Genomic DNA, 21,910 nt, shown 5'->3' on the forward strand with positions numbered 1-21,910 from the left:
CTTCTGGAACAAAATAAGAACATCGTCAAGTAAAGACTGCCAAGCCATTGTTTTACAGGACCATTGACGCTAATTTAACCTGCATGAATGCGTCGCTTGTGAAGCCGACCGTGTCGCAAAATGCACGCGGTTTGTCCTGATTTCATGACACAAGAACAAAAGCCCCATGGGCACGCTAACCGATGAGGAACGACGATGTCGGATGAAGACGAAATTATCCTTGCCGAACTGAACGACGAAGATCTTGTTCAACAGATGTTTGACGATCTTTATGACGGCTTGCGCGAAGAAATCGAAGAAGGCGTAAACATTCTGATCGGTCGCGGTTGGGCCCCTTATGACGTGCTGACCAAGGCGCTTGTTGGCGGCATGACCATCGTTGGTGCGGATTTCCGTGACGGTATTTTGTTCGTGCCCGAGGTGCTGCTGGCCGCCAACGCGATGAAGGGCGGCATGGCCATCCTCAAACCCTTGCTAGCAGAAACCGGCGCGCCGCGCGTTGGTAAAATGGTCATTGGCACGGTCAAAGGCGACATTCACGACATCGGCAAAAACCTTGTGTCGATGATGATGGAGGGTGCCGGCTTCGAGGTCGTCGATCTGGGCATCAACAACTCCGTCGAAAAGTATCTCGAGGCGATGGAAACCGAAGGGCCCGATATCTTGGGTATGTCCGCGCTTTTGACGACCACAATGCCCTATATGAAGGTGGTCATCGACACGATGGTCGAACAGGGCATCCGCGATGACTACATCGTTTTGGTCGGCGGTGCCCCCCTTAACGAAGAATTCGGCAAGGCCATCGGCGCAGATGCCTATTGCCGCGACGCAGCAGTTGCCGTGGAAACCGCCAAGGAATGGGTCAGCCGCAAACACAATAGCGCCAAAGCCTGAGGTTTTGATCATTTAAGTGCAAGGCCTCTCCTGACCGGAGGGGCCTTTTGCGTTATAGGAACAACATGGACACGCCCAGCGATACCCATCTGACTGAGAAAGGCCTGCCGCTCGCGGCAGGCAAAGGGCGTATTTTGCTGATTGCCTGCGGCGCATTGGCCCGCGAGATTTTAGACCTCAAGGCCGCCAACCGCTGGACCCATCTCGACCTGACCTGCCTGCCCGCCAAACTGCATCTATACCCGGAAAAGATCACAGACTCCGTGCGTGCCACCGTCGCAAAACACCGGGGTCAATATGCTGATATATTTGTGGTTTATGCCGATTGCGGCACCGGCGGCATGCTGCAAAAAGCCTGCGATGAGATGGGTGTAAGAATGGTGGCCGGCCCGCATTGCTACAGCTTTTTCGAGGGGAACGACAGCTTTGCCAAAACCGCCCAAACGGAAATCACGACCTTCTATCTGACCGATTTTCTGGTCCGCCAGTTCGACGCATTTATCATGAAACCCATGGGCCTCGACCGGCATCCTGAATTGCGTGATATGTATTTCGGCAATTACGAAAAGCTGGTGTATCAAGCGCAAACCGATGATCCCGCTCTGACGGCCAAGGCCGAAACCTGCGCGCAAACGCTTGGACTAGCGTTCGAGCGGCGCTTTACGGGCTATGGCGATCTTGAGGAAACACTGAAAACCCTTTGATTTTCATTTTGCCAAATAAACTCAACTGTCCGACCACTAGACAAAACCGCACCCGGCCATCACGCCTGCGCGGCAGCGGTTTCACGTACCCGTTCGATCATCGCGGTCAGCCCGTTAGACCGCTGCGCAGACAAATGTTCGTTTAGTCCAAGCCGGCCCATCTCGGCGCGGGCATCCACGCCCAGCACATCCTTAGGGGATAATCCGTTGTAAAGCGTGCGCAAAACCGCAATCAGTCCCGATACAATCATCGCATCGCTGGCCCCGTCAAAATGCAAAACACCGTTCTCGAAATTTGCGTGCAGCCAGACCTGACTGGCGCAACCGTCCACCTTGGTGGCAGGCACCCGCAAGGCGTCTTCCAAAGGCTCCATCGCCTTGCCCAGATCGATGACATGGCGGTAACGATCTTCCCAATCGTCCAGAAATTCAAAATCCTCGACCAGTTCTTCAAATACTTCAGTCGCCACGGTTATGCCCTCGCTTTTCGTAGCCCACAGGTAGGTTGCGTATTGGCAAAGGTCCACCCCTTCCCAACCGCCTTGGGATCGGTTAGTCAAATGACACGGCAATTTCACGGCGGACCCTATGCGCAAAATTTTCTCGGCCATTTTGGTATCAACACTGGTTCTGACGGGCTGTTCGACAGTGCGCGACAGCCGGGTCAACCCGTTCAACTGGTTCGGCTCTGCCCGTTCCGAACCAATTGCCAGCAGCGAAGCCAGCACCAACCCTCTTATTCCGCAGTCCTCGGGGCTGTTTTCCGGGATGCGCAAGGCCAAAGCGACCTATGCCGGGCGATCCTTTGATCAGGTCACAGACCTGACGATTGAACGTATCCCGGGCGGTGCCATCGTGCGCGCCACAGGGCTGGCAGCGCGGCAGGGTATTTACGAAGTACGGCTGACCCCGGAAAACCCTGAAGAGATGCCCGTCGATGGGGTTTTGACCTACCGCCTTGAGGGGGTCGCACCCGCGAAAAACACCGCCATCGGCCCAAAGCCAACCCGCGAAGTTATTGCAGGTCGCAAGCTGACCGATCAAATGCTGGCAGGTGTTCGCGTCATCCGCGTCGAAGGCCAACGCAACGCAATGACGGCGCGACGCTAAAATTTACAATTACTTTACAAGTAGTTACGGACTAAAGCTCAACCACTTGGACCGACGCCCCTGCGGCGGTCAACGCGATCTTACCCTCGCAGAGGCGCAATGCATCATCGCCGAACACTTCGCGGCGCCAGCCCTTCAGCGCAGCGACATCGCGCAAACCACTGGCAATCGCATCCAGATCAGCGGCAGGTGCAATCAGCTTGGCCGCGACCCCTGCGCTTTCTGTTTTCGCCTTAAGCAACACGCGCAAAAGATCGGCCAGCGCCGGGTTCACTTGTAGCTTGTCGCGGCTGCGGTCCGGTTGCGGTAAATCCGATGCCGGGCACTGCACACCAGCAGCGACGGCTTTCAAAATACCCTCTGCAATCTCGCCTTTGCGGGCATCCCGCAGCAACAGTCGGGCGCGGCCTAATTCTTCGTGGTTCTTGGGCTTGTTACTGGCCAATTCGACCAGCGCATCATCCTTGTACACCCGGCTGCGTGGAATATTTCGCGTTTGGGCATATTCCTCGCGAAAGGCGGCAAGCTCGCGCACAATAGCAAGGAATTTCGCTGAATTTGTACGCGTTTTTACCCGCTTCCACGCGTCCCGTGGGGCCGTCGTATATGTATCGGCGCTGGTCAACGTTTTCAGCTCTTCTGCGACCCACCGCGCGCGGCCAGTTTTCTCCAACTGGGCGGACAGGAATTCATAAACCTGCCGCAAATGCGTCACGTCTGCCAATGCATATTTGGCCTGTGCCTCACTCAGCGGGCGGCGCGACCAATCGGTAAACCGCGAGGTCTTGTCGACAGCCTGATGCGCGATTTTGCGCACGAGGGTTTCATAGCCGACTTGTTCGCCAAAACCGCAGACCATCGCCGCGACCTGCGTGTCAAACAACGGCTCGGGAAACACGCCCGCATCTACGAAAAATATCTCGAGATCCTGACGCGCGGCGTGGAACACCTTGACCACGGACGTATCGCGAAACAGCGTATACAAAGGCTCTAACGACATGTCGCCGGCCAGCGGATCAACCAGCACGGCGTTGGAATCATCCGTGCCCGGCATTGCCAGCTGGATCAGACAGAGCTTCGAATAATAGGTCCGTTCCCGCAGAAATTCGGTATCAACGGTGACATATTCATGGGTTGCAGCTTCGAGGCAAAACGCCTCAAGCGCGTCGGTTGTGGTAATTGTTTTCATATCAGTACTTTGACCAGAGCTGAGCCAACAGGCAATGTGTAATCGGAACAAGTCAGGGCAAAAGACCTGATCGTCAACTATCGAGGGTTAAAAGGCTGCGATCCCCGGCTGCAAAGCGCCGTAATACCGCCGGATACAAGCGGTGTTCTTGGACCAAGACGCGTTTCGCCAGATCATCGGCGGTATCACCCGCCAATACCGGCACCCGTGCCTGCCCCAAAATAGGACCGTCGTCCAAAGCCGCCGTAACCTCATGCACTGTGCAGCCATGGACCTTGTCCCCGGCCTCAAGCGCGCGAGCATGGGTATGTAACCCTTTGTAAAATGGGAGCAATGACGGGTGAATATTGATCATGCGCCCCGCCCAGGCGTCAGTGAAGCCGGCGGTCAGTTTACGCATGAAGCCCGCAAGGCAGATGATATCGGGCGCATGGGCGGCAAGGCGCGATGACAGTTCAGCCTCAAACGCCGCACGGTCGCCTTGAAACGGTTTGTGATCAACGACTTCGGTGGCGATCCCACGGGCCTTGGCCCATGCGATACCACCCGCATCAGCCACATTCGACACGATAACGCAGGGCCGCGCCGGGTGGTCGCCGGTCATATCCTCGACCAGCGCACGCATGTTAGAGCCGCCACCTGACAGAAAAATCGCGACCCGTTTGGTCACAGCAATTGGCCCGTGTATTCAACCCCGGCACCCGTGGTGATATGCCCCATCGGATAGACGGTTTCGCCCGCGTCGCTCAGCAGCTTTTGTAGCGCATCTGCCTGATCGGCGGCCACGACCAAAATCATGCCAACACCGCAGTTAAAGGTCTTGAGCATCTCGGCCTGAGATATGCCCCCGACCTGCGCCATCCATTTGAAAACACCGGGCAATTCCCATGCATCCAGATTGATGTCAGCGCCCAGATCATCCGGCAATACACGCGGCAGGTTTTCGGTCAGACCGCCGCCCGTGATATGGGCCAGCGCGTGTACACCGCCTGCCCGCACGGCATCCAACGCCGGTTTTACATAAAGCCGCGTGGGCGTCAGCAACACCTCGCCCAGGCTGCCGTCGGCCCATGGGCAATCGGCGTTCCAGCCAAGGCCTGACATCGCGACCAGCTTGCGCACAAGGCTGTAGCCGTTGGAATGAACACCGTCGCTGGCGAGCCCCAGCAACACATCGCCCTCGGCAACGCCACTGGGCAGATCCGCGCCACGTTCCATCGCACCGACAGAAAAGCCTGCAAGGTCGAAATCACCGTCAGAATACATGCCGGGCATCTCGGCGGTTTCGCCCCCGATCAATGCGCAGCCCGATCCCTCACAGCCGCGCGCAATACCTTCGATGATGCGGGCGGCTTCTTCGGTTTCCAGCTTGCCCGTGGCAAAATAGTCTAGGAAAAACAGTGGCTCGGCCCCTTGGCACACCAGATCGTTCACACACATCGCCACCAGATCGACACCGACGCCGTCGACATTGCCGGTATCAATGGCGATCCGCAGCTTGGTGCCCACACCATCCGTGGCCGCGACAAGGATCGGGTCAGTGTACCCTGCCCCCTTGAGATCGAATAGCGCGCCAAATCCGCCCAAGCCCGCCATCACACCGGGGCGTTTGGTCCGCTTGGCGGCTGGTTTGATCCGTTCCACCAACGCGTTGCCCGCATCAATATCCACCCCTGCATCCGCATAGGTGATTCCGTTTTTGGAGTTGGTCATCGTCGGGCCCCGCCGCTTATTGCCTATGCGAAAGCGGGTTACATCACCCGACGCGGGCGCGCAATGCAAGACACAACGAACACCAAGGTCTAAGTCAAACGCTGATATTTTATGCCTGTTTCGAAATCATTGTTCAAAGGGAACGCGTGCGCCCCGGACCACCCGCGCGCAAGAAACGCAGATTTGCGCCAGACACGTCTTGTTGCGCTGTCATGATTGTTGTAGTCAGCGGCTGCTCCTGGGGGATTAGCTCAATTGGTTAGAGCAGAGCGCTCATAACGCTTTGGCTGGGGGTTCAAGTCCCTCATCCCCTAGGAGAATACCTTGCGGATGGTCGCGTCGTTATGGCAGGCTGCTAAATTCAAGCCAAAGCGTTAGTCTGCCATGTGAAATCGGTCAGGCCGCAATGCAAAGCGGGGCATTGTATTGACGTGCCTAAACAACGGCTGCCCAGACGGTTGCTGACCCGGTTTCAGGGCCAGCAACCGACGATATCAGCCCATCATCAGCACTTCGCCAAAGCTGTCGCGCAGGTTCCGCTTGAGCACTTTGCCCGTCGCGTTGCGTGGCAGTACATCGGTAAACACCACGCGGTCAGGGATCTGCCATTTCGCGATCTTGCCGTCGAACACCGCCAGAATTTCTTCTTCTGTCGGCTCTTGTCCTTCGGCTTTGACAGCAATCAGGATCGGGCGTTCGTCCCATTTCTCGTGACGCGCACCGATAACGGCGGCATCTGACAACTTGGGGTGCGAAATCGCGATGTTTTCCAGCTCAACCGAGCTGATCCATTCGCCGCCCGATTTGATGATGTCCTTGGACCGGTCCCGAATCTCAACATAGCCGTCTTCGTCCATCGTCGCGACGTCGCCGGTGTCAAACCAACCATCTTTGGTCAGGGTTTCCTCGCGGGTTTTGCGGAAGTAGGAGTCCAAAATCCAGAAGCCTTTGGTCACCAGATCGCCTTGGGTTTTGCCATCATGGGGGACGGGATTGCCCTCATCATCCATGATCTCAAGTTCGACCCCGTACACCGGACGCCCCTGATTTTCGCGCAGCTTGTGCTGGTCGGCCTCTGGCAGGTCCAGATGCTTGGCCAAGGGCTGGTTGATACTGCCCACGGGCGACATTTCTGTCATGCCCCAGGCGTGGATCGTCTCAACGCCGTATTTCTCGCGGAATGCTGTCATCATCGACGGCGGACAGGCCGAGCCGCCAACGACCGTGCGCTTGAGGCTGCTCAGGGACGATCCGATTTTATCAGCCTCGCCCAGCAGACCCAGCCAGATCGTCGGAACGCCAAGTGCCAGCGTGATCTTGTATGTGTCGATCAACCCCACCAGCGACGGTCCATCCAGACCGGGGCCCGGCATCACCATACGCGCACCAACCATCGCGCATGCATAGGGCGCGCCCCATGCGTTGACGTGGAACATAGGTACAACGGGCAGCACGACCTCTTTCGCGGAAATCGCGATGCTGTCGGCAAGGTTAATGCCAAAGCTGTGCAAGACGGTCGAGCGGTGCGAATACAGCACACCCTTGGGATTGCCGGTGGTACCAGAGGTATAGCACAGGCTGGAGGCGGTGTTTTCATCCAGTTCAGGCCAGTCGAATTCGGGATCACCGCTGGCAATCAAATCATCATAGAACTTGAGGCCGGGGATCTGTTTGGCGGCCTCAGCGTCGGTGCCTTCCATCAGCACGATGTGGTCCAGATGCTCAAGCTTGTCCCTGATCGCCGCGATCAACGGCACGAATGTTTTGTCGATAAACAACACCTTATCTTCGGCGTGGTTCAAAATATACACCAACTGTTCGGGGAACAGGCGCGGGTTGATCGTGTGACAGACAAAGCCACCACCGGACGCACCGAAATAAATCTCAAGATGACGACGGTTGTTCCATGCAATGGTGCCGCAACGCGCCTGTGGTTCCAGACCAAGGTTCGTCAGTGCCGATGCCAAGGCGCGCGAATTCCGGCCCACTTGGCCCCAAGTGGTTTCCTCGACCCCGCCGCCGGTATTGACCGAATAGATTTCGCCCGTCCCGTGATAGCGCTGCGCGTGTTCGATCAGGCTAGAGATCGTTAGCGACTTATTCATCATTTGGCCAAGCATGGCGCTTCCTCCCGATTTTGGTTTGGCCACACATTTACCAATCCAACCGGGTCTTGCAAGCGAACACACACATGATTACGCAGGGTGAATGAAACTTGTTTACCATTCGCCACTTAGCGCAGATCAACAGCGCGACGCCGGTCTGATCGACCCACAACCCTTGGCGATGGCTGATCAAGTGCGGTATTCCGATCTGGACACCAACAACCACGTCAACAACTGCACCTACTTTGAATGGTTCGAACGGCTGCGCATCAGATATACGCAAACGCTGGTGGAACAGAGGTTGATGGATGCCCCAGGGCCGCGCGTCGTGATCCGGTCAGGATCGATCCGGTATTTACACGAATTGCTGGAACGTGAAGATTACATTGTGACCTGCCGCTGCACAGGGTTTCGCAACACATCCTATAGCATCAGCCAGCAAATCTGGGTCGGCGGGCAGCTCCGCGCGACCTTTGATTGTGTGCTGGTCTTGCTGAAAAAGGACGGATCAGGCCGCTATCCCCTGCCCGACCGTTTGAAACGCCATTTTGAGACCCACGACAAGGCAACCGCAGAAACCTAATCTCGGCTGAAAGGCATTTGATATGACTCTGAAAACACGCCCGCTTGCGCCCACAGACCGCCCCGAGTGGGAGCGCCTGTTCGCCGGATACGCAGAATTTTACAAGGTCGATCAGACGCCAGACATGCGCGAAACTGTGTTTGGCTGGTTGATGGATGATACACATAGCAGCAATTGCATCGTCGCCGAAGACGCCCAAGGCACAGTGATCGGGTTCACGCATTTCCGGCCCTTTGTCAGCCAGTTGCGCGCCATGACCAATTGCTTTCTGGACGATCTTTTTGTGGATCCTGCCGCGCGCGGATCAGGGGCCGCGCAAGCCTTGATCGGGGCGGTGAAAACCGTGGCCCAAGACAAGGGCTGGGGCACCGTGCGCTGGATCACCGCCGAAGACAACTATCGCGGCCGCGCGGTTTATGACAAGCTAGCCACGCGCACGCCGTGGGTTACCTACGACATCAAACTGTAAACCCGATCACGATAAACCACGAAAGACAGTGCCATGACCTTCTTGCAAATCGCGTCCCTGTTGATCGTCCTGGCTGGCGGGTTTGGGGCAATTAACTATCTGTTCCTGAAGCTGCCCTCCTCCATCGGTATTTTGGTGGTGGCACTGATTGCATCTTTTGGATTGCTGGGGATAGATCTGCTGGTGCCCAGTCTGGGCATCGCGGATTCTGTGCGCGGGGTCGTGACGGGCATCGATTTTTCCGAGGCACTGCTGGAGGGCATGTTGGGCTTGCTGCTGTTCGCAGGTGCGCTGCATGTCAAAACCTCGGACCTGCGCCGCGAATGGGTAATTGTGGCGCTGATGGCAACGCTGGGCGTTGCCCTGTCGACCACGATCGTGGGCGTTGGTTTCTCATGGCTGACAGGCATGCCGTTGCTAACCGCGCTGGTGTTCGGGGCCCTGATAACGCCCACCGACCCGGTTGCCGTTTTAGGCGTCTTGCGCGAGGCGGATCTGCCCAAATCGCTGGAGACCAAGATCGCGGGCGAAAGCCTGTTCAACGACGGTGTCGGCTATGTGGTGTTCCTAATTTTGGTGGGTCTGGCCTATCCGATGGCAGGTGATCATGGCTCAGACGGAAACCCCGTGGTGGCCGCAGGTCAGTTGTTTTTGCAAGAGGCCGTTGGCGGCGCGGTTTTGGGGCTGGTGCTGGGCTGGCTGACCTTTCGCGTGATGCGCCGAATTGACGACTATCCGCTTGAGGTTTTGTTGACGCTCGGCCTGGCCTTTGGCGGTTATGAATTGGCCGTAGCACTGCATGTCTCGGCCCCGATCATGGCCGTCTGCGCGGGGCTTTTGATTGGCGATGTGGGCGCGGCACGTGGCATGTCTGAGCAAACCCGCCGCTATGTCGATGCGTTCTGGAAGCTGATCGACGAAATTTTGAACGCGGTGCTGTTCCTGATGATCGGGTTCGAAGTATTCGCCATCGCGTTTAACGGGGACCTGTTCCTGACGGGCATGGCCGCGATCATCCTGGCCCTGCTGGGTCGCTTGGTCGCCGTTGCAGTCCCTATCGCGATTTTGCGCCCGTTCCGAGATTTTAACCAAGGGGTGATCCCGATCATGACATGGGGCGGCTTGAAGGGCGGGATTTCCGTCGCTTTGGCGCTGTCGCTGCCGGACGGGGAATGGAAGCCGCTGATCCTGACCTGCACCTATATCGTTGTGGTGTTTTCGATCATTGTCCAAGGCCTAAGTGTCGCCAGATTGGCCAACCGTGTCGGGCGGCATCCGGACTTGGTATAGGTCTTTTGTAAGGTGAATGAGGGGCGCGGCCCCTCAAACTCCCCGGAGTTTATTTGGCAAAATGAAACAGATTAAGGGATTAGTCTGCGTGTTTTGCGATGAAGTCGACAAGCGCTGCGGTTGATCCGTCTTTACCTGTGGCCGGTTCCGAGCCATCAACAATGGGTTGCAGGGATGTGGCGAGTTCTTTGCCCAGTTCCACGCCCCATTGATCGAAGGAGTTGATGCCTAAGATCACCCCTTCGACGAAGACGCGGTGTTCGTAGAGCGCGATGATCTGGCCAAGTGTGAACGGGTCGAGCAGTGGATAGCTGAGGGTTGTGGATGGGCGGTTGCCCGGAAACACGCGGTGGCGCGCCTGACGGTCAAGCTCGGCCCCTGTCAGGCCCTTGGCCGCCATGATTTCAGACGCTTCTTGCAGGCTGCGCCCGCGCATCAGGGCCTCGGACTGGGCGAGGCAATTGGCGATCAGCAATTTGTGGTGATGGGTGAGATCGGGCTCATGGCCATTTGCCGCGATCAGAAATTCGCATGGGATGACACGGGTGCCTTGGTGGATCAGCTGGTAGAACGCGTGTTGGCCATTGGTCCCCGGCGCGCCCCAAACGACGGGGCCAGTGTTGAAAGGCGCGGTGGCACCGTCCATCTGGGCGGTCTTGCCGTTCGATTCCATCTCAAGCTGTTGCAAATAGTCGGGCAATTGACCCAGCCGTTGATCATAGGGCAGTACGGCGCGGGTTGCGTAGCCGCAAATTTGGTTGTGCCATATGCCGACAAGCGCCAGCAGCATCGGCAGGTTTTCATGAGGGGCTGCGGCGCAAAAATGACGGTCCATCGATTGCCCACCGCGCAGGAACGCATGAAAAGCGCGCGGCCCGATTGCGATCAACAAGGACAGGCCGATCGGCCCCCAGACCGAATAACGCCCGCCCACCCAGTCTTCGAAGCCGAACACCTGCGCGGGGTTGATCCCGAAGGCATCGGTTTTGTCTTGGGCCGTGCTGAGTGCTGCAAATTGACGCGCAGGATCGCCTCCGTTTTCCGTCATCCAAGCGCGCGCGGTGCGGGCGTTGGTCATGGTCTCAATAGTCGTGAACGTCTTGGACGCGACAATCACCAGCGTGGTTTTCGCATCCAGCCCGCGCAGCGTGTCAGCGATATGCGCGCCGTCCACGTTTGATACGAAATGGCAGCGCGGCCCGTCATGGTAAGGCGACAACGCTTGCACAGCCATCGCAGGGCCAAGGTCAGATCCGCCAATGCCGATATTCACCACATCGGTTATGTCACTGGCGCGGATTTGATCGGCAAAATCGCGCATCCGGTCCAGCGTGGCCAGAACGCCCGGCATCACATCGACGCCGTCGACCATCACCGGCCCACCGTCAAGATTGCGCAAGGCGGTGTGCAAAACGGCGCGGTCTTCGGTGTCGTTGATCTTGTCGCCCGCAAACATCGCGTCGCGGCGCGCCGAAACATCGGCATCATCGATCAAGGCCAGCAAAGCGCCCAGCGTGTCGGTATCCAAGTTGGTCTTGGAGAAATCGAACAACATGTCGCCGGTTTGCGCGCTGAAGGTCGCCGCGCGGTCTGCATCGTCAAACAAGGACAGGATTGAGCGCCCCCGCACCGCTGCTTCCATCGCCATCAGATCGTCGAATTTTGTCATGCCGCCCAATGGACTACCGCCTCTTTCAATAGGGCACCGATGGGGGCCTCATGGGCCGGGAGGGTCAAGGCCCGCTCCACCGCTGCGCGTTTTTCATCACCAAAGATCACCAGATGCGTTGCCATGGCCCCTTCGAGCGCGGGACGAGAAAGCGTAATCCGGCCAATGTCCTGGCCTGCAACATTAATCGGACAGACCGCCGGGGCATCGCTGGCCATAGCTTCCGCCAAACCGTCTGATCCGGGGAAAAGCGAGGCCGTGTGCATATCCGCTCCCATACCCAACACCAGCACCGAAAGCGGCAGGTACTGGGACACGGTATCGGACAGGCTTTCCGACGCTTCGGCGGCTGTCAGCCCATCCACAAAAAACGGCGTAAATCCCGCCGCTGCCGCTGGACCCACCAACAGACGCTGACGCAGCAAACGCGCGTTCGACATCTCGTGATCGGGGGCGACCCAGCGTTCATCGGTCAGCATGACCTGCACCCGTGACCAATCCAGGCTGGCCGCGCTCAGGCTGTCAAAAATCGGCCCCGGCGTTGTGCCGCCGGGCACGGCCAAACTGACGCGATCATTGGACAACAGCGCATTTTTCAACTCACCCGTCAGTATATTCGCCACGTCAATCGCAAGCGCCTCGCGGTCAGAATATTTAATCAGTTTCATATCGAAAGCTCCCGCCATTTTCGACCGTCGCGCCGCATCATTTCATTGGCATCCGTTGGGCCATCTGACCCGCTGTCATAGGGTTTAGGCACGTCATTACGCGCCTCCCAACCCTGAATAATCGGGTCGGTCCACGCCCATGCAGCCTCGACCTCGTCTCCGCGCATGAACAGGGTTTGGTTGCCGCGGATCACGTCCATGATCAGGCGCTCATATGCATCCACATTCTCGGATCCGTCCGGCCCCAACGCTTCGGCAAAGGTCATGTCCAGCGGCACATCAATCAGACGCATCCCACCGGGGCCCGGTTCCTTGATCGTCACGCCAAGGGTGATACCTTCGTTGGGTTGCAAGCGGATCGACAACACGTTGCGGTGCCGGCCCGCGTCTTCCGCGAAAATCGAATGCGGGGTTTCCTTGAACACGACCGTGATTTCCGAGGACCGCGCCGCCATACGTTTGCCGGTGCGCAGATAAAACGGCGTGCCCGCCCACCGCCAGTTGCTGATATGCGCCTTGAGCGCGACAAAGCTTTCGGTGCGCGAACGGGGGTCTCCGACGGCAGTGCGATAGCCGGGGTGCTCCGTCTCGTTGCATGGTTCGGCCTGATACTGCCCGCGTGAGATATGATGCGGCAAAACCGGGTCCAGCGCGCGGATCACCTTGAGCTTTTCATCACGCACAGCGTCAGGGTCAAACCGTGCAGGCGGTTCCATCGCGATCAAGCAGAGCAACTGCATCAAATGGTTTTGCACCATGTCGCGCATCGCACCGGATTTATCGTAATATTCGCCCCTGCCCCCGACGCCCACGGTTTCGGCCACCGTGATCTGAATATGATCGACATATTGGCTGTTCCAAAGCGGCTCGAACAACATGTTACCAAAACGCACTGCCATCAGATTTTGAACCGTCTCTTTGCCCAGATAATGATCGATCCGGTAAATCTGGCTTTCGTCGAAATACTTGGCCAGCGTGTCGTTCAAGGCGCGGGCGGTTTCCAGATCACGGCCAAAGGGTTTTTCGACCACAATCCGGCTGCGTGCATCTGCCATGCCCCAATGTTGCAACCGCTCTGCCAAGTCGCCAAACAACGCCGGTGATACCGAGAAATAATACGCCTCGACCCGATCCGTTCCGGCCATCAGCTTTTGCAATGCCTCCCAACCATCGGTGCCTTTGGCGTCGATGGTCACATATTCCAAGCTGGCCAAAAACGCTTCAAGCTGGCCCTTCTCATGCTCGAAATCCGTGTTGAACTCTGCAATCGCCTCGGCAATCATCTCGCGGTAGCCATCGGCGTCCATATCTGTGCGCGCGGCACCGACAATGCGGGCATTCTCGGGCATTTGACCTGAACAGAAGCGGCGAAACAGGCCCGGCAAGATTTTACGGCGCGCCAAATCGCCGGTGCCGCCAAAAATCACCAGATCAAACGGATCAACTGGAATAACGCGTGAGACCATCGGGCAACTCTCCTTGCTGCAGGGGCGCAGCGCTTGGGCGTTCAATTAATGTTAGCGCAAACATATAGATTTTGCCGCGCTTCACAAGTCTGTGCAAAAGAATACACAGGGTTTTATTGATTTTACCATTCGCCTAGACAAAGAAACAACGCAAACCATCTAAGGGCGCAGTGTCTATGAAAGACTTTGCACAGGCAAACGCAGGCAAATTCGAAAACCCCGCGGTGACGGCCAAGGGCGAAGACCGCGCGACCGTCAGCCTCACCAACCCCCAAACATTGTGGTTTAATACCGGCACCCTGTGCAACATAGAATGCGTGAACTGCTACATCGCATCCAGCCCTACCAACGATGCGTTGGTCTATATCACCGCCGATGAAGTGCGCGATTATCTGGGCCAGATCACTGCGCGCAACTGGCCCGTGACCGAGATTGCCTTTACCGGCGGTGAACCCTTTATGAACCCACAGATGATCGACATCACCGAGGCGTCGCTTGAGGCGGGGTATGACGTGCTGATTCTGACGAACGCCATGCGGCCGATGATGCGAAAATCGGTGTTGGCGGGCCTGACACGGCTGAACGCGGCCTACCCCGGCAAGCTGACGCTGCGCATTTCCGTGGATCACTACCACGCCGATCTACACGATGCCGAACGCGGCGCGGGCGCGCTGGAAAAGACCATTACAGGTATGACATGGCTGCGCGATAACGGCTTTCGCATGGCAGTCGCTGGACGATCCGTTTTTGGTGACAGCGACGAAGACAGCCGCGCAGGATATGGTGCCTTCTACGCCGAGCACGGATTTGACATCGACGCCTATGACCCTGGCATGACCGTGCTGTTCCCCGAGATGGACGAAACCGTCGAAGTTCCTGAAATTACAACAGCTTGCTGGGGTATCTTAAACAAGTCCCCTGATGCGATCATGTGCGCAAGTTCGCGGATGGTGGTCAAACGCAAGGGCGCAGAAAAACCCGCCGTTCTGGCCTGCACACTGCTGCCCTACAGCCCTGAATTCGAGCTGGGTAATAGCCTTGAAGAGGCCGAAAAAGACGTGGCCTTGAATCATCCCCATTGCGCTAAATTCTGCGTTTTGGGCGGCGCCAGCTGTTCGGCCTAATCCTTAGGGCCGGATAACGACGCTGACCTTTGGATCCGCCTGCCCCGTGACCAATGCGTGATACGGGCCCTCGGATGCGGCGACACCGTTATAGACCTTCACATCCATCCAGTTTGACGCATCAGCCGCGATCCTTTTCCACGCGGCTGTGATCTGTTTTTCAATCTCGCCCGGGCCCCATTCCGCGCGTCGCTTCGCAACCTGCGACGGGGCGAAAAAGAATTCCGGCTTGGGGCCTGACAGCTTTTGCGCGGGGGCAAAATGATCCCAATGGCTTAGCCCCACGGCCGAAGAATGCTTAAGCTGGTCGCCCAGATGATCATGCAGCGCCATCTTGACCTCGGTGTTGCCGGACATATCCACATAGACCGACGGGATCTGTGCAATGTCGTCGATCTGATCGTAGGTCAGAACGCTGTCACAGGCCCCCAATCCTTCGACAAAGGTACGGTTTTTCTCGGATGTCAGCCCCACGATCTGATAGGCACGGTCCGCAGGTTCAGCCAGATATTTGCACAGGCCCAGCCCGGTTTTGGACGACGCACTGCCGATAACGATCTGATCGGCCCCGAAAAATGCATTATCCTGCAACCAGTCAAATATTAAAAATGACGTCGCCAGCAGCGGCTGCAAAATGGCGCGCAGGTGATCGTCATCGTCATTTCCAGACCGCGTGGGCGTATATTGATTGTAGATCAGCGGCAGTTTCGCGCGGTGCTCGGCCGCGTCGATAAACCCGCCCGGTGCGAATGCGGGCGTAATGACCAGTTCCTCCGCCATCGGGTAGAACCCGTAAAGCCGCGTCCCCACCTCCAGCTGGTCGCTGCGGCTTTCGATCACCTTGGCAGTACCCCACACAGGAACGATGCCCCAACCTTCTGTTCCGCTTGGAAAAAAGTGCCAATAGCCAATATCAAATCCCGCTGCCGCATAGGTGATATTGTTCGAGGTCAACGCGTAGCTTTCCACCCCGAGACGGACCTGACCGGCCTCAAGCGGCGCGCTTTCCACATTCTCTGTCCGAGTCTGTGCAATTGATGTTTGGTTTACCAAAATGCGCTGCATGATCTGTCCCTCCCTGATGACCCCGCGCCTATCCTAGTCCGGTTCTCGTGAGATTTGGAAATTCTATTATTCTGACGTTACGCCACGCGAAATATGGTTGATTTAATCGCACGTGTTTTCAGTGCCTTAGCCGATCCGCCCGATTCAAATGAGCCCAGAAAGCCCGCAGGCATTGCACCCTATATACGCCATCTGCTATACAAAACCCCAAGATATAGAACCAGCAAGAGCTAGGCCGATTACGTGAACGACACGCCAGAAACACCTGAAAATGATGATGAAATTCCGGCTTCGCGCCCTGTGTTTGATGGCCCATCGGTCACCATCGAACACGAGATGCGCACATCCTATCTGGATTATGCCATGTCGGTCATCGTCAGCCGCGCCATTCCCGACCTGCGGGACGGCCTGAAACCGGTTCACCGCCGCATCATCTATTCGATGTATGAAAAGGGTATTACCCACGACAAAACCTATCGTAAATCTGCGAAATCCGTGGGCGATGTGATGGGCTCCTATCACCCGCATGGCGACAGCGCGATTTATGATGCGCTTGTGCGGATGGCACAGGATTTCTCGATGTCTTTGCCGCTGATTGACGGTCAGGGCAACTTCGGCTCCATGGATGGCGATAGCGCGGCCGCGATGCGCTATACTGAATCGCGACTGGACAAGGTCGCATCCTTCATGACGAGCGATCTGGACAAAGAGACCGTTAATTTCATCGACAACTACGATGGCAAGGAACGTGAACCCACTGTTTTGCCAGCGCGTTTCCCGAATATGTTGGTGAACGGCGCAGGCGGTATCGCCGTCGGTATGGCAACCAATATCCCGCCCCATAACTTGGGCGAAGTTATCGATGCCTGTCAGGCGTTGATCGAAAATCCTGATCTGACCTCCGAAGATTTGATCGAATACATCCCCGGCCCCGACTTTCCAACCGGCGGCGTCATGTTGGGCCGTGCAGGTGCGCGCAAAGCATATCTTGAAGGTCGTGGCAGCGTTATCATGCGCGCCAAGACCCGCGTTGAAGAGATCCGTAAAGACCGCTTTGCCATTATCATCGACGAAATCTGCTATCAGGTGAATAAATCCACCATGATCGAAAAGATCGCCGAACAGGTGCGCGAGAAAAAGATCGAAGGCATCGCCCATGTTCAAGACGAATCCGACCGCAATGGTGTGCGCGTCGTGATCGAATTGAAGCGTGATGCGACGGCCGAAGTCGTGATGAACCAATTGTACCGGTTCACGCCAATGCAAACCTATTTCGGCTGTAACATGCTGGCGCTAAACGGTGGCCGCCCCGAACAGCTGACCCTGCGCAAGTTCTTGACTTACTTCATTGATTTCCGTGAAGACGTGGTTGCCCGACGCACTGCATTCTTGCTGCGCAAGGCCCGTGAGCGCAGCCATATCCTGTGTGGTTTGGCCGTGGCCGTCACCAATATCGACGAAATCGTCGCAACCATTCGGTCCTCAGCCGATGCTGCCGAAGCACGTGAAAAGCTGATGACGCGCCGTTGGCCCGCTGAAGCGATCTTGCCTTACATCGCACTTATCGACGACCCGACCCATACCGCCAACGACGATGGCACCTATAACCTCTCCGAGGCGCAAGCCCGCGCCATTCTGGAACTGCGCTTGCAGCGCCTGACCCAGATCGGCGTCAAGGAAGTCACAGATGAGTTGGAAGAGCTGGCCAAGAAGATCAAGGAGTACCTTGAGATTTTGGGCAGCCGTGAACGCATCATGGGCATCATCTCGGACGAATTGGCCGAGGTCAAAGACCAGTTTGCCGTACCGCGCCGCACCGAGATCGTCGATTGGTCCGGTGACATGGACGACGAAGACCTGATCGCGCGAGAAGACATGGTCGTGACCGTCACGTCAGGCGGTTATATAAAACGCACACCTTTGGTGGATTTCCGCAGCCAGCGCCGTGGTGGCAAAGGCGTGTCGGGCATGCAGACCAAAGAAGAAGACGTGGTTACGACGCTTTTCGTCGCCAATACCCACACGCAGCTGTTGTTCTTTACGACCGATGGGATGGTCTACAAGCTCAAGACCTGGCGCCTGCCACAAGGCAGCCGCACATCAAAGGGCAAGGCAATCGTCAACATCCTGCCGATCCCTGTCGGTGTGTCGATCGCAGCGATTATGCCCGTCGATCGGGACGAGGCCGAATGGGACGACTTGCAAGTGGTCTTTGCCACCTCAGCAGGGACCGTGCGCCGCAACAAGCTGTCCGATTTCACCAACGTCATGCGCAACGGCAAGATCGCGATGAAATTCGAGGACGATCACGCCAACACCACGCTCATTAATGCGCGGATTGCGTCGAATGATGACGATGTGATGCTGGTCACCAATTCGGGCCGCGCGATCCGTTTCCCGGCCACGGATGTACGCGTGTTCAACAGCCGCGCGTCGGTTGGGGTGCGCGGGATCAAACTGAACGGCGACGACAAAGTCGTTTCCATGTCGATCATCCGCCACTTTGACGCAACATCGGAGGAACGCACCGCATACCTCAAGATGCGGCGTGCGATGGCAGGTTTGACTGACGATGCAGAAGCAGACGAAGACGAAGCGCCCGCCGATCCGAACTTCTCGAACGAGCGGTATGTAGAGATGTCAGCCGCCGAAAACCTGTTGCTTACCATCACAGAAAAAGGCGCGGGTAAGCTGTCATCCAGCCACGACTATCCTGTACGTGGCCGCGGCGGTTTGGGCGTGACAGCAATGGACAAGGCGATGCGCGGCGGCGAGATCGTGGCGTCCTTCCCGGTTGAATTGGACGACCAGATCATGCTGGCCACGTCCAAAGGGCAATCGATCCGCGTTCCGGTCGAAGGCATTTCCTTCCGCTCGCGCAGCGCAGGCGGTGTGAAGGTGTTCGACACCGGCAAGGGCGAGGTCGTTGTCAGTGTTGCATGGATCGCAGATCAAGGGGATGACGATGCAATCGATGGCGAGGTTACAGAGGAAACCTGACCCAAAGCGCGCCAAGCTGGTTAACGCAAAAGACCGTGCAGTATTATACTGGACGGTCTTTTTTTTGTGCGGGTTGTGGTGTTTACCTCATCGTCCAGAGCAGCGGCTATAGTTAGGGACTTAGCGTTAGTAAGACCAACAGCGACCGTTATAGGCCAGCCACTCACAGACATCCCCGGCGGGCTTCAAAGGCTGTACAACTCTCCGAACTTTGAACTGAGATACGACAACAAAGGGGCCTCGCTCGGCGCTGAGCCAGTCGCGCGGGTGATCAACTCTTTTGGGTGATACAGCCCCCCGTGACTTTGCACATTTTCGCGCAGCCAGCCTGTGGCGGCGCGCGTGTCACCAACCGTTAGCTGGTCGTCCAGATCCGTGACATCCTTGCGCAAAGCATCATTCAGGCAGCCCGCATAGACGTTGCCCAGCGAATAGGTCGGGAAATAGCCGAACAGCCCGACGGACCAATGCACATCCTGAAGCACGCCATTTGATGGTTTATCCACCTCATAGCCGAAATCAGCCTTGAACCGGTCATTCCACGCGGCCTCTAAATCATCGACTTGCAACTCGCCGCCCATCAACGCCCGCTCAAGATCAAAGCGCAGCAAGACGTGCAGATTGTACTGCAACTCGTCCGCTTCGGTGCGGATATAGCCGTCGGACACCCGGTTCACGATGCGATAGAATGTATCCTCGTCCGCGACGCCAAAATCGCCAAAGGCATCCTTCATCTGGCCGAACAACCATCCGGTAAAGGCGCGGCTGCGGCCCAGCTGGTTTTCGTAAATCCGGCTTTGGCTTTCATGGACCCCCATCGATACCCCCGCGCCCAACGGCGTCAGAAGATAGGCGCGGTCGATACCTTGTTCATAGCAGGCATGGCCGACCTCGTGGATGGTCGAATAAAAGCAGTTAAACGGATCCGTCTCGTTGGTGCGCGTGGTGATCCGCACATCAAGGCCCGAACCGCTTGAAAACGGATGTACGGCCTTGTCGACGCGGCCCATGCTCATGTCATAACCAAAGGTCTTGGCCAATTGCCGGGTCAGCTTCATCTGCGCAGATTCGTCGAACTTGCCTTGCAGCACGGGCGGGGCCTCTGCACTGCGGACCGCTTCGCGCAGACGGGTCAGTTCAGGGCGTAGCGCGCCAAACATCGCCTCAAGCTCGGCCCCCGTGGCACCGGGTTCATAGTCGTCCAGCATCGCATCATAGATGTCGCCGCCAGCCGCCAGCGCCATACCTTCTTCGCGCTTCAAGGTGATCACCTCGGACAGGGTCGGCGCAAAGGCTGCAAAATCCTCGTTTTCGCGCGCCTCGGCCCAAATGCCCTGCGCCTCGGATGTGATACGCGCCAAGCGGGCGGCAAGCGCTGCAGGGACTTTGCTGGCGCGGGCATGGGACCGCCGGATATGGCGCAACTGCGCGCTGCCGGCGTCGTCCAGATGGCCCTCGTCGATCATCTCAAGCCAGTCCGTAATGCGCGGATCAACACGGCGCGCGTGGAGCACGCCTTCGACGGCGGCCATTTCTTCGCCGCGTTGTGCAGCTGCCCCGCGTGGCATCATGGTTTCCTGATCCCACCCCAAACGGCCTGCAATCTGAGCCAACGCCTCAGTCTCGCGTTGAAAGACCATCAGATCGTCAAAAGCACTCATTGGGTTTTTCCTCTTAGGGATGTTGGAATGGGATAGCCGCTTAGGAACCGCGCCCGCAGGATCAGCACCCATAGGATGACAGCCAGCACCTGATGCCAGATGGCGATATGCACGGGGGCCGCGTTCAGAACAGTTACAATGCCCAGAACGATCTGCCCGGCCATTGCCAGCATCATAAAGTTAAAGGCATTGCGTGTGTTCGGGTGCGCAGATTTGCGCCCGCGCAGCCAGACAACCACAGCAAAGGCAAACAACAGGTAGCCCGCCATCCGATGCATGAATTGCACAAGGCCCGGGTTTTCAAAGAAGTTCCGCCAGACAGGTGCAATGTTAAACGCATCTGGCGGAAAAAACTGCCCCTGCATCAATGGCCAATCAACGAAATACCGCCCCGCATCAATCCCCGCAACCAAGGCCCCCAGCAAAATCTGCAGGAATGCAAAATGCAGCAGCCCTGTCGACATCCTAAACAGTTTACTCTCCTTGGCCCGACGCGCCTGCATCAAATCCTTTTCGGTGCGGCCCAGCATCAAAGCATACCAGGTGATGAACCCAAGGATCACAAAGGCCAGCCCCAGATGGGTGGCAAGCCGATAACTCGCAACATCCAGAACCGCCCCGCCAGTGCTGACGCCCGATGACACCATCCACCAGCCAATCGCCCCTTGCAGGCCGCCTAGCCCGCCTAACAGCAACAAGCGACCGGTCCAGCCGGTCGGGATCTGACGGCGCAACAAGAACCATAAAAAGCCGATTGCCCAAACCAGCCCGATCACACGGCCCAGCTGGCGATGGCCCCACTCCCACCAGTAAATCCGTTTAAAATCGGCCAGTTCCATCCACGCATTCTGAACCTGAAACTCATCAATCTCTTGGTATTTCGCGAATTCCGATTGCCAATCCGCCGCGTTCAACGGGGGCATCGCCCCGGTAAAGGGTTTCCATTCGGTGATGCTCAGCCCGCTATCGGTTAGACGCGTCAAACCGCCAACCGCGATCATCACAAAGACCAGCGCGAACAATATGAACAGCCAAACGCGGATCGCGCCACGCGCGCCACCACGACCCCGGTCGATCATACCAGCGTTCGCAACAGGGCGTGCCGCTTGTGCATCGCCCACTTCCTCAAAAAGCTTACGTTTCTCGGCCATGGTGCCTCTTGTCTGCTAGGTTTGATGCAGAAATAGGTCACACAGGCGC

General features: G+C 57.2%; 19 protein-coding genes and 1 tRNA gene. 9 read left to right on the forward strand and 11 right to left on the reverse strand.

Annotation, left to right across the window (positions count from 1 at the left end; all coding sequences use genetic code 11):
* The first annotated feature begins 195 nt into the window (after positions 1–195).
* Together BM347_RS04445 and BM347_RS04450 are read left to right on the forward strand one after the other, a co-directional pair.
* Entirely contained in the window at positions 196–894 is a 699-nt protein-coding gene (locus BM347_RS04445; protein WP_093915158.1) for a corrinoid protein, read from the forward strand.
* 65 nt (positions 895–959) lie between these two features.
* Positions 960–1,598 carry a DUF1638 domain-containing protein gene (locus BM347_RS04450; protein WP_093915159.1) on the forward strand — a complete coding sequence of 213 codons (639 nt, stop codon included), beginning with the start codon at positions 960–962 and terminating at the stop codon, positions 1,596–1,598.
* A 59-nt stretch (positions 1,599–1,657) separates the two neighbouring features.
* On the opposite strand, the gene BM347_RS04455 is transcribed toward BM347_RS04450, so the two are convergent.
* Complete coding sequence (locus tag BM347_RS04455) at positions 1,658–2,068, reverse strand: SufE family protein (protein ID WP_093915429.1); 411 nt, start codon at positions 2,066–2,068, stop codon at positions 1,658–1,660.
* A gap of 118 nt (positions 2,069–2,186) precedes the next feature.
* On the opposite strand from BM347_RS04455, the gene BM347_RS04460 reads away from it, so the two are divergent.
* A complete protein-coding gene (locus BM347_RS04460) occupies positions 2,187–2,708 on the forward strand; it encodes a hypothetical protein (RefSeq protein ID WP_093915160.1) in 522 nt (173 codons plus the stop codon).
* Between the two features lie 31 nt (positions 2,709–2,739).
* On the opposite strand, the gene rnd is transcribed toward BM347_RS04460, so the two are convergent.
* The 3 genes from rnd to purM form a co-directional block, all read right to left on the reverse strand.
* Complete coding sequence (gene rnd, locus BM347_RS04465; RefSeq protein ID WP_093915161.1) at positions 2,740–3,897, reverse strand: ribonuclease D; 1,158 nt, start codon at positions 3,895–3,897, stop codon at positions 2,740–2,742.
* Between the two features lie 73 nt (positions 3,898–3,970).
* Entirely contained in the window at positions 3,971–4,567 is a 597-nt protein-coding gene (purN, locus tag BM347_RS04470) for a phosphoribosylglycinamide formyltransferase (RefSeq protein WP_093915162.1), read from the reverse strand.
* Entirely contained in the window at positions 4,564–5,610 is a 1,047-nt protein-coding gene (gene purM, locus BM347_RS04475) for a phosphoribosylformylglycinamidine cyclo-ligase (protein ID WP_093915163.1), read from the reverse strand. The genes purN and purM overlap by 4 nt, the downstream gene beginning before the upstream one ends.
* 240 nt (positions 5,611–5,850) lie before the next feature.
* Between purM and BM347_RS04480 the strand changes: the two genes are divergently transcribed.
* Positions 5,851–5,924 (forward strand) — tRNA-Ile (locus tag BM347_RS04480).
* Between the two features lie 180 nt (positions 5,925–6,104).
* Here BM347_RS04480 and BM347_RS04485 read toward each other — a convergent pair.
* On the reverse strand, positions 6,105–7,730 hold the full coding sequence (locus tag BM347_RS04485) for a long-chain fatty acid--CoA ligase (protein WP_093915164.1): 1,626 nt from the start codon (positions 7,728–7,730) through the stop codon (positions 6,105–6,107).
* 88 nt (positions 7,731–7,818) lie between these two features.
* Here BM347_RS04485 and BM347_RS04490 point away from each other — a divergent pair, with 88 nt between their 5' ends.
* The 3 genes from BM347_RS04490 to BM347_RS04500 are packed head-to-tail and all read left to right on the forward strand — an operon-like array spanning position 7,819 to position 10,057.
* The gene (locus BM347_RS04490) at positions 7,819–8,298 is read left to right on the forward strand and encodes an acyl-CoA thioesterase (RefSeq protein WP_093915165.1); all 480 of its coding nucleotides are present in this window, start codon (positions 7,819–7,821) and stop codon (positions 8,296–8,298) included.
* Between the two features lie 22 nt (positions 8,299–8,320).
* The gene (locus tag BM347_RS04495; RefSeq protein WP_093915166.1) at positions 8,321–8,767 is read left to right on the forward strand and encodes a GNAT family N-acetyltransferase; all 447 of its coding nucleotides are present in this window, start codon (positions 8,321–8,323) and stop codon (positions 8,765–8,767) included.
* A gap of 33 nt (positions 8,768–8,800) precedes the next feature.
* Positions 8,801–10,057: a cation:proton antiporter gene (locus BM347_RS04500; protein WP_093915167.1), complete on the forward strand. Its 1,257-nt coding sequence runs from the start codon at positions 8,801–8,803 to the stop codon at positions 10,055–10,057.
* 79 nt (positions 10,058–10,136) lie between these two features.
* Here the strand turns inward: BM347_RS04500 and pgi are convergent, their stop codons facing one another.
* From pgi to zwf, 3 genes are read right to left on the reverse strand one after another with little or no spacing between them, the layout of a single operon-like run.
* Positions 10,137–11,726, reverse strand: coding sequence for a glucose-6-phosphate isomerase (pgi, locus tag BM347_RS04505; protein WP_093915168.1), 1,590 nt, complete (start codon positions 11,724–11,726; stop codon positions 10,137–10,139).
* Positions 11,723–12,394: a 6-phosphogluconolactonase gene (gene pgl, locus BM347_RS04510; protein WP_093915169.1), complete on the reverse strand. Its 672-nt coding sequence runs from the start codon at positions 12,392–12,394 to the stop codon at positions 11,723–11,725. The genes pgi and pgl overlap by 4 nt, the downstream gene beginning before the upstream one ends.
* Complete coding sequence (gene zwf / locus BM347_RS04515; RefSeq protein WP_093915170.1) at positions 12,391–13,860, reverse strand: glucose-6-phosphate dehydrogenase; 1,470 nt, start codon at positions 13,858–13,860, stop codon at positions 12,391–12,393. Before zwf ends, pgl begins: the two co-directional genes overlap by 4 nt.
* Before the next feature lie 176 nt (positions 13,861–14,036).
* Between zwf and BM347_RS04520 the strand changes: the two genes are divergently transcribed.
* Positions 14,037–14,984 (forward strand): radical SAM protein, encoded by a 948-nt coding sequence (locus tag BM347_RS04520; RefSeq protein ID WP_093915171.1) that lies wholly within the window; start codon positions 14,037–14,039, stop codon positions 14,982–14,984.
* Between the two features lie 3 nt (positions 14,985–14,987).
* On the opposite strand, the gene BM347_RS04525 is transcribed toward BM347_RS04520, so the two are convergent.
* Entirely contained in the window at positions 14,988–16,049 is a 1,062-nt protein-coding gene (locus BM347_RS04525) for a DUF2855 family protein (RefSeq protein ID WP_093915172.1), read from the reverse strand.
* A 243-nt stretch (positions 16,050–16,292) separates the two neighbouring features.
* Here BM347_RS04525 and gyrA point away from each other — a divergent pair, with 243 nt between their 5' ends.
* Complete coding sequence (gene gyrA / locus BM347_RS04530) at positions 16,293–19,049, forward strand: DNA gyrase subunit A (RefSeq protein ID WP_093915173.1); 2,757 nt, start codon at positions 16,293–16,295, stop codon at positions 19,047–19,049.
* Positions 19,050–19,234: 185 nt separating this feature from the next.
* On the opposite strand, the gene BM347_RS04535 is transcribed toward gyrA, so the two are convergent.
* Together BM347_RS04535 and ctaA are read right to left on the reverse strand one after the other, a co-directional pair.
* Entirely contained in the window at positions 19,235–20,710 is a 1,476-nt protein-coding gene (locus BM347_RS04535) for a carboxypeptidase M32 (protein ID WP_093915174.1), read from the reverse strand.
* Positions 20,707–21,861: a heme A synthase gene (ctaA, locus tag BM347_RS04540; protein ID WP_093915175.1), complete on the reverse strand. Its 1,155-nt coding sequence runs from the start codon at positions 21,859–21,861 to the stop codon at positions 20,707–20,709. The genes BM347_RS04535 and ctaA overlap by 4 nt, the downstream gene beginning before the upstream one ends.
* Positions 21,862–21,910 lie beyond the last annotated feature (49 nt).

The organism is Sulfitobacter marinus, from assembly GCF_900116285.1.
GTDB classification, from domain to species: domain Bacteria; phylum Pseudomonadota; class Alphaproteobacteria; order Rhodobacterales; family Rhodobacteraceae; genus Sulfitobacter; species Sulfitobacter marinus.

Excerpts from the sequence above, each read along its gene's own strand:
- BM347_RS04445 (WP_093915158.1), top strand. The coding sequence starts at position 196 with ATGTCGGATGAAGACGAAATTATCCTTGCCGAACTGAACGACGAAGAT.
- BM347_RS04450 (WP_093915159.1), top strand. The coding sequence starts at position 960 with ATGGACACGCCCAGCGATACCCATCTGACTGAGAAAGGCCTGCCGCTC.
- BM347_RS04460 (WP_093915160.1), top strand. The coding sequence starts at position 2,187 with ATGCGCAAAATTTTCTCGGCCATTTTGGTATCAACACTGGTTCTGACG.
- rnd (WP_093915161.1), bottom strand. The coding sequence starts at position 3,897 with ATGAAAACAATTACCACAACCGACGCGCTTGAGGCGTTTTGCCTCGAA.
- purM (WP_093915163.1), bottom strand. The coding sequence starts at position 5,610 with ATGACCAACTCCAAAAACGGAATCACCTATGCGGATGCAGGGGTGGAT.
- BM347_RS04485 (WP_093915164.1), bottom strand. The coding sequence starts at position 7,730 with ATGCTTGGCCAAATGATGAATAAGTCGCTAACGATCTCTAGCCTGATC.
- BM347_RS04490 (WP_093915165.1), top strand. The coding sequence starts at position 7,819 with ATGAAACTTGTTTACCATTCGCCACTTAGCGCAGATCAACAGCGCGAC.
- BM347_RS04495 (WP_093915166.1), top strand. The coding sequence starts at position 8,321 with ATGACTCTGAAAACACGCCCGCTTGCGCCCACAGACCGCCCCGAGTGG.
- BM347_RS04500 (WP_093915167.1), top strand. The coding sequence starts at position 8,801 with ATGACCTTCTTGCAAATCGCGTCCCTGTTGATCGTCCTGGCTGGCGGG.
- pgi (WP_093915168.1), bottom strand. The coding sequence starts at position 11,726 with ATGACAAAATTCGACGATCTGATGGCGATGGAAGCAGCGGTGCGGGGG.
- pgl (WP_093915169.1), bottom strand. The coding sequence starts at position 12,394 with ATGAAACTGATTAAATATTCTGACCGCGAGGCGCTTGCGATTGACGTG.
- zwf (WP_093915170.1), bottom strand. The coding sequence starts at position 13,860 with ATGGTCTCACGCGTTATTCCAGTTGATCCGTTTGATCTGGTGATTTTT.
- BM347_RS04520 (WP_093915171.1), top strand. The coding sequence starts at position 14,037 with ATGAAAGACTTTGCACAGGCAAACGCAGGCAAATTCGAAAACCCCGCG.
- BM347_RS04525 (WP_093915172.1), bottom strand. The coding sequence starts at position 16,049 with ATGCAGCGCATTTTGGTAAACCAAACATCAATTGCACAGACTCGGACA.
- BM347_RS04535 (WP_093915174.1), bottom strand. The coding sequence starts at position 20,710 with ATGAGTGCTTTTGACGATCTGATGGTCTTTCAACGCGAGACTGAGGCG.
- ctaA (WP_093915175.1), bottom strand. The coding sequence starts at position 21,861 with ATGGCCGAGAAACGTAAGCTTTTTGAGGAAGTGGGCGATGCACAAGCG.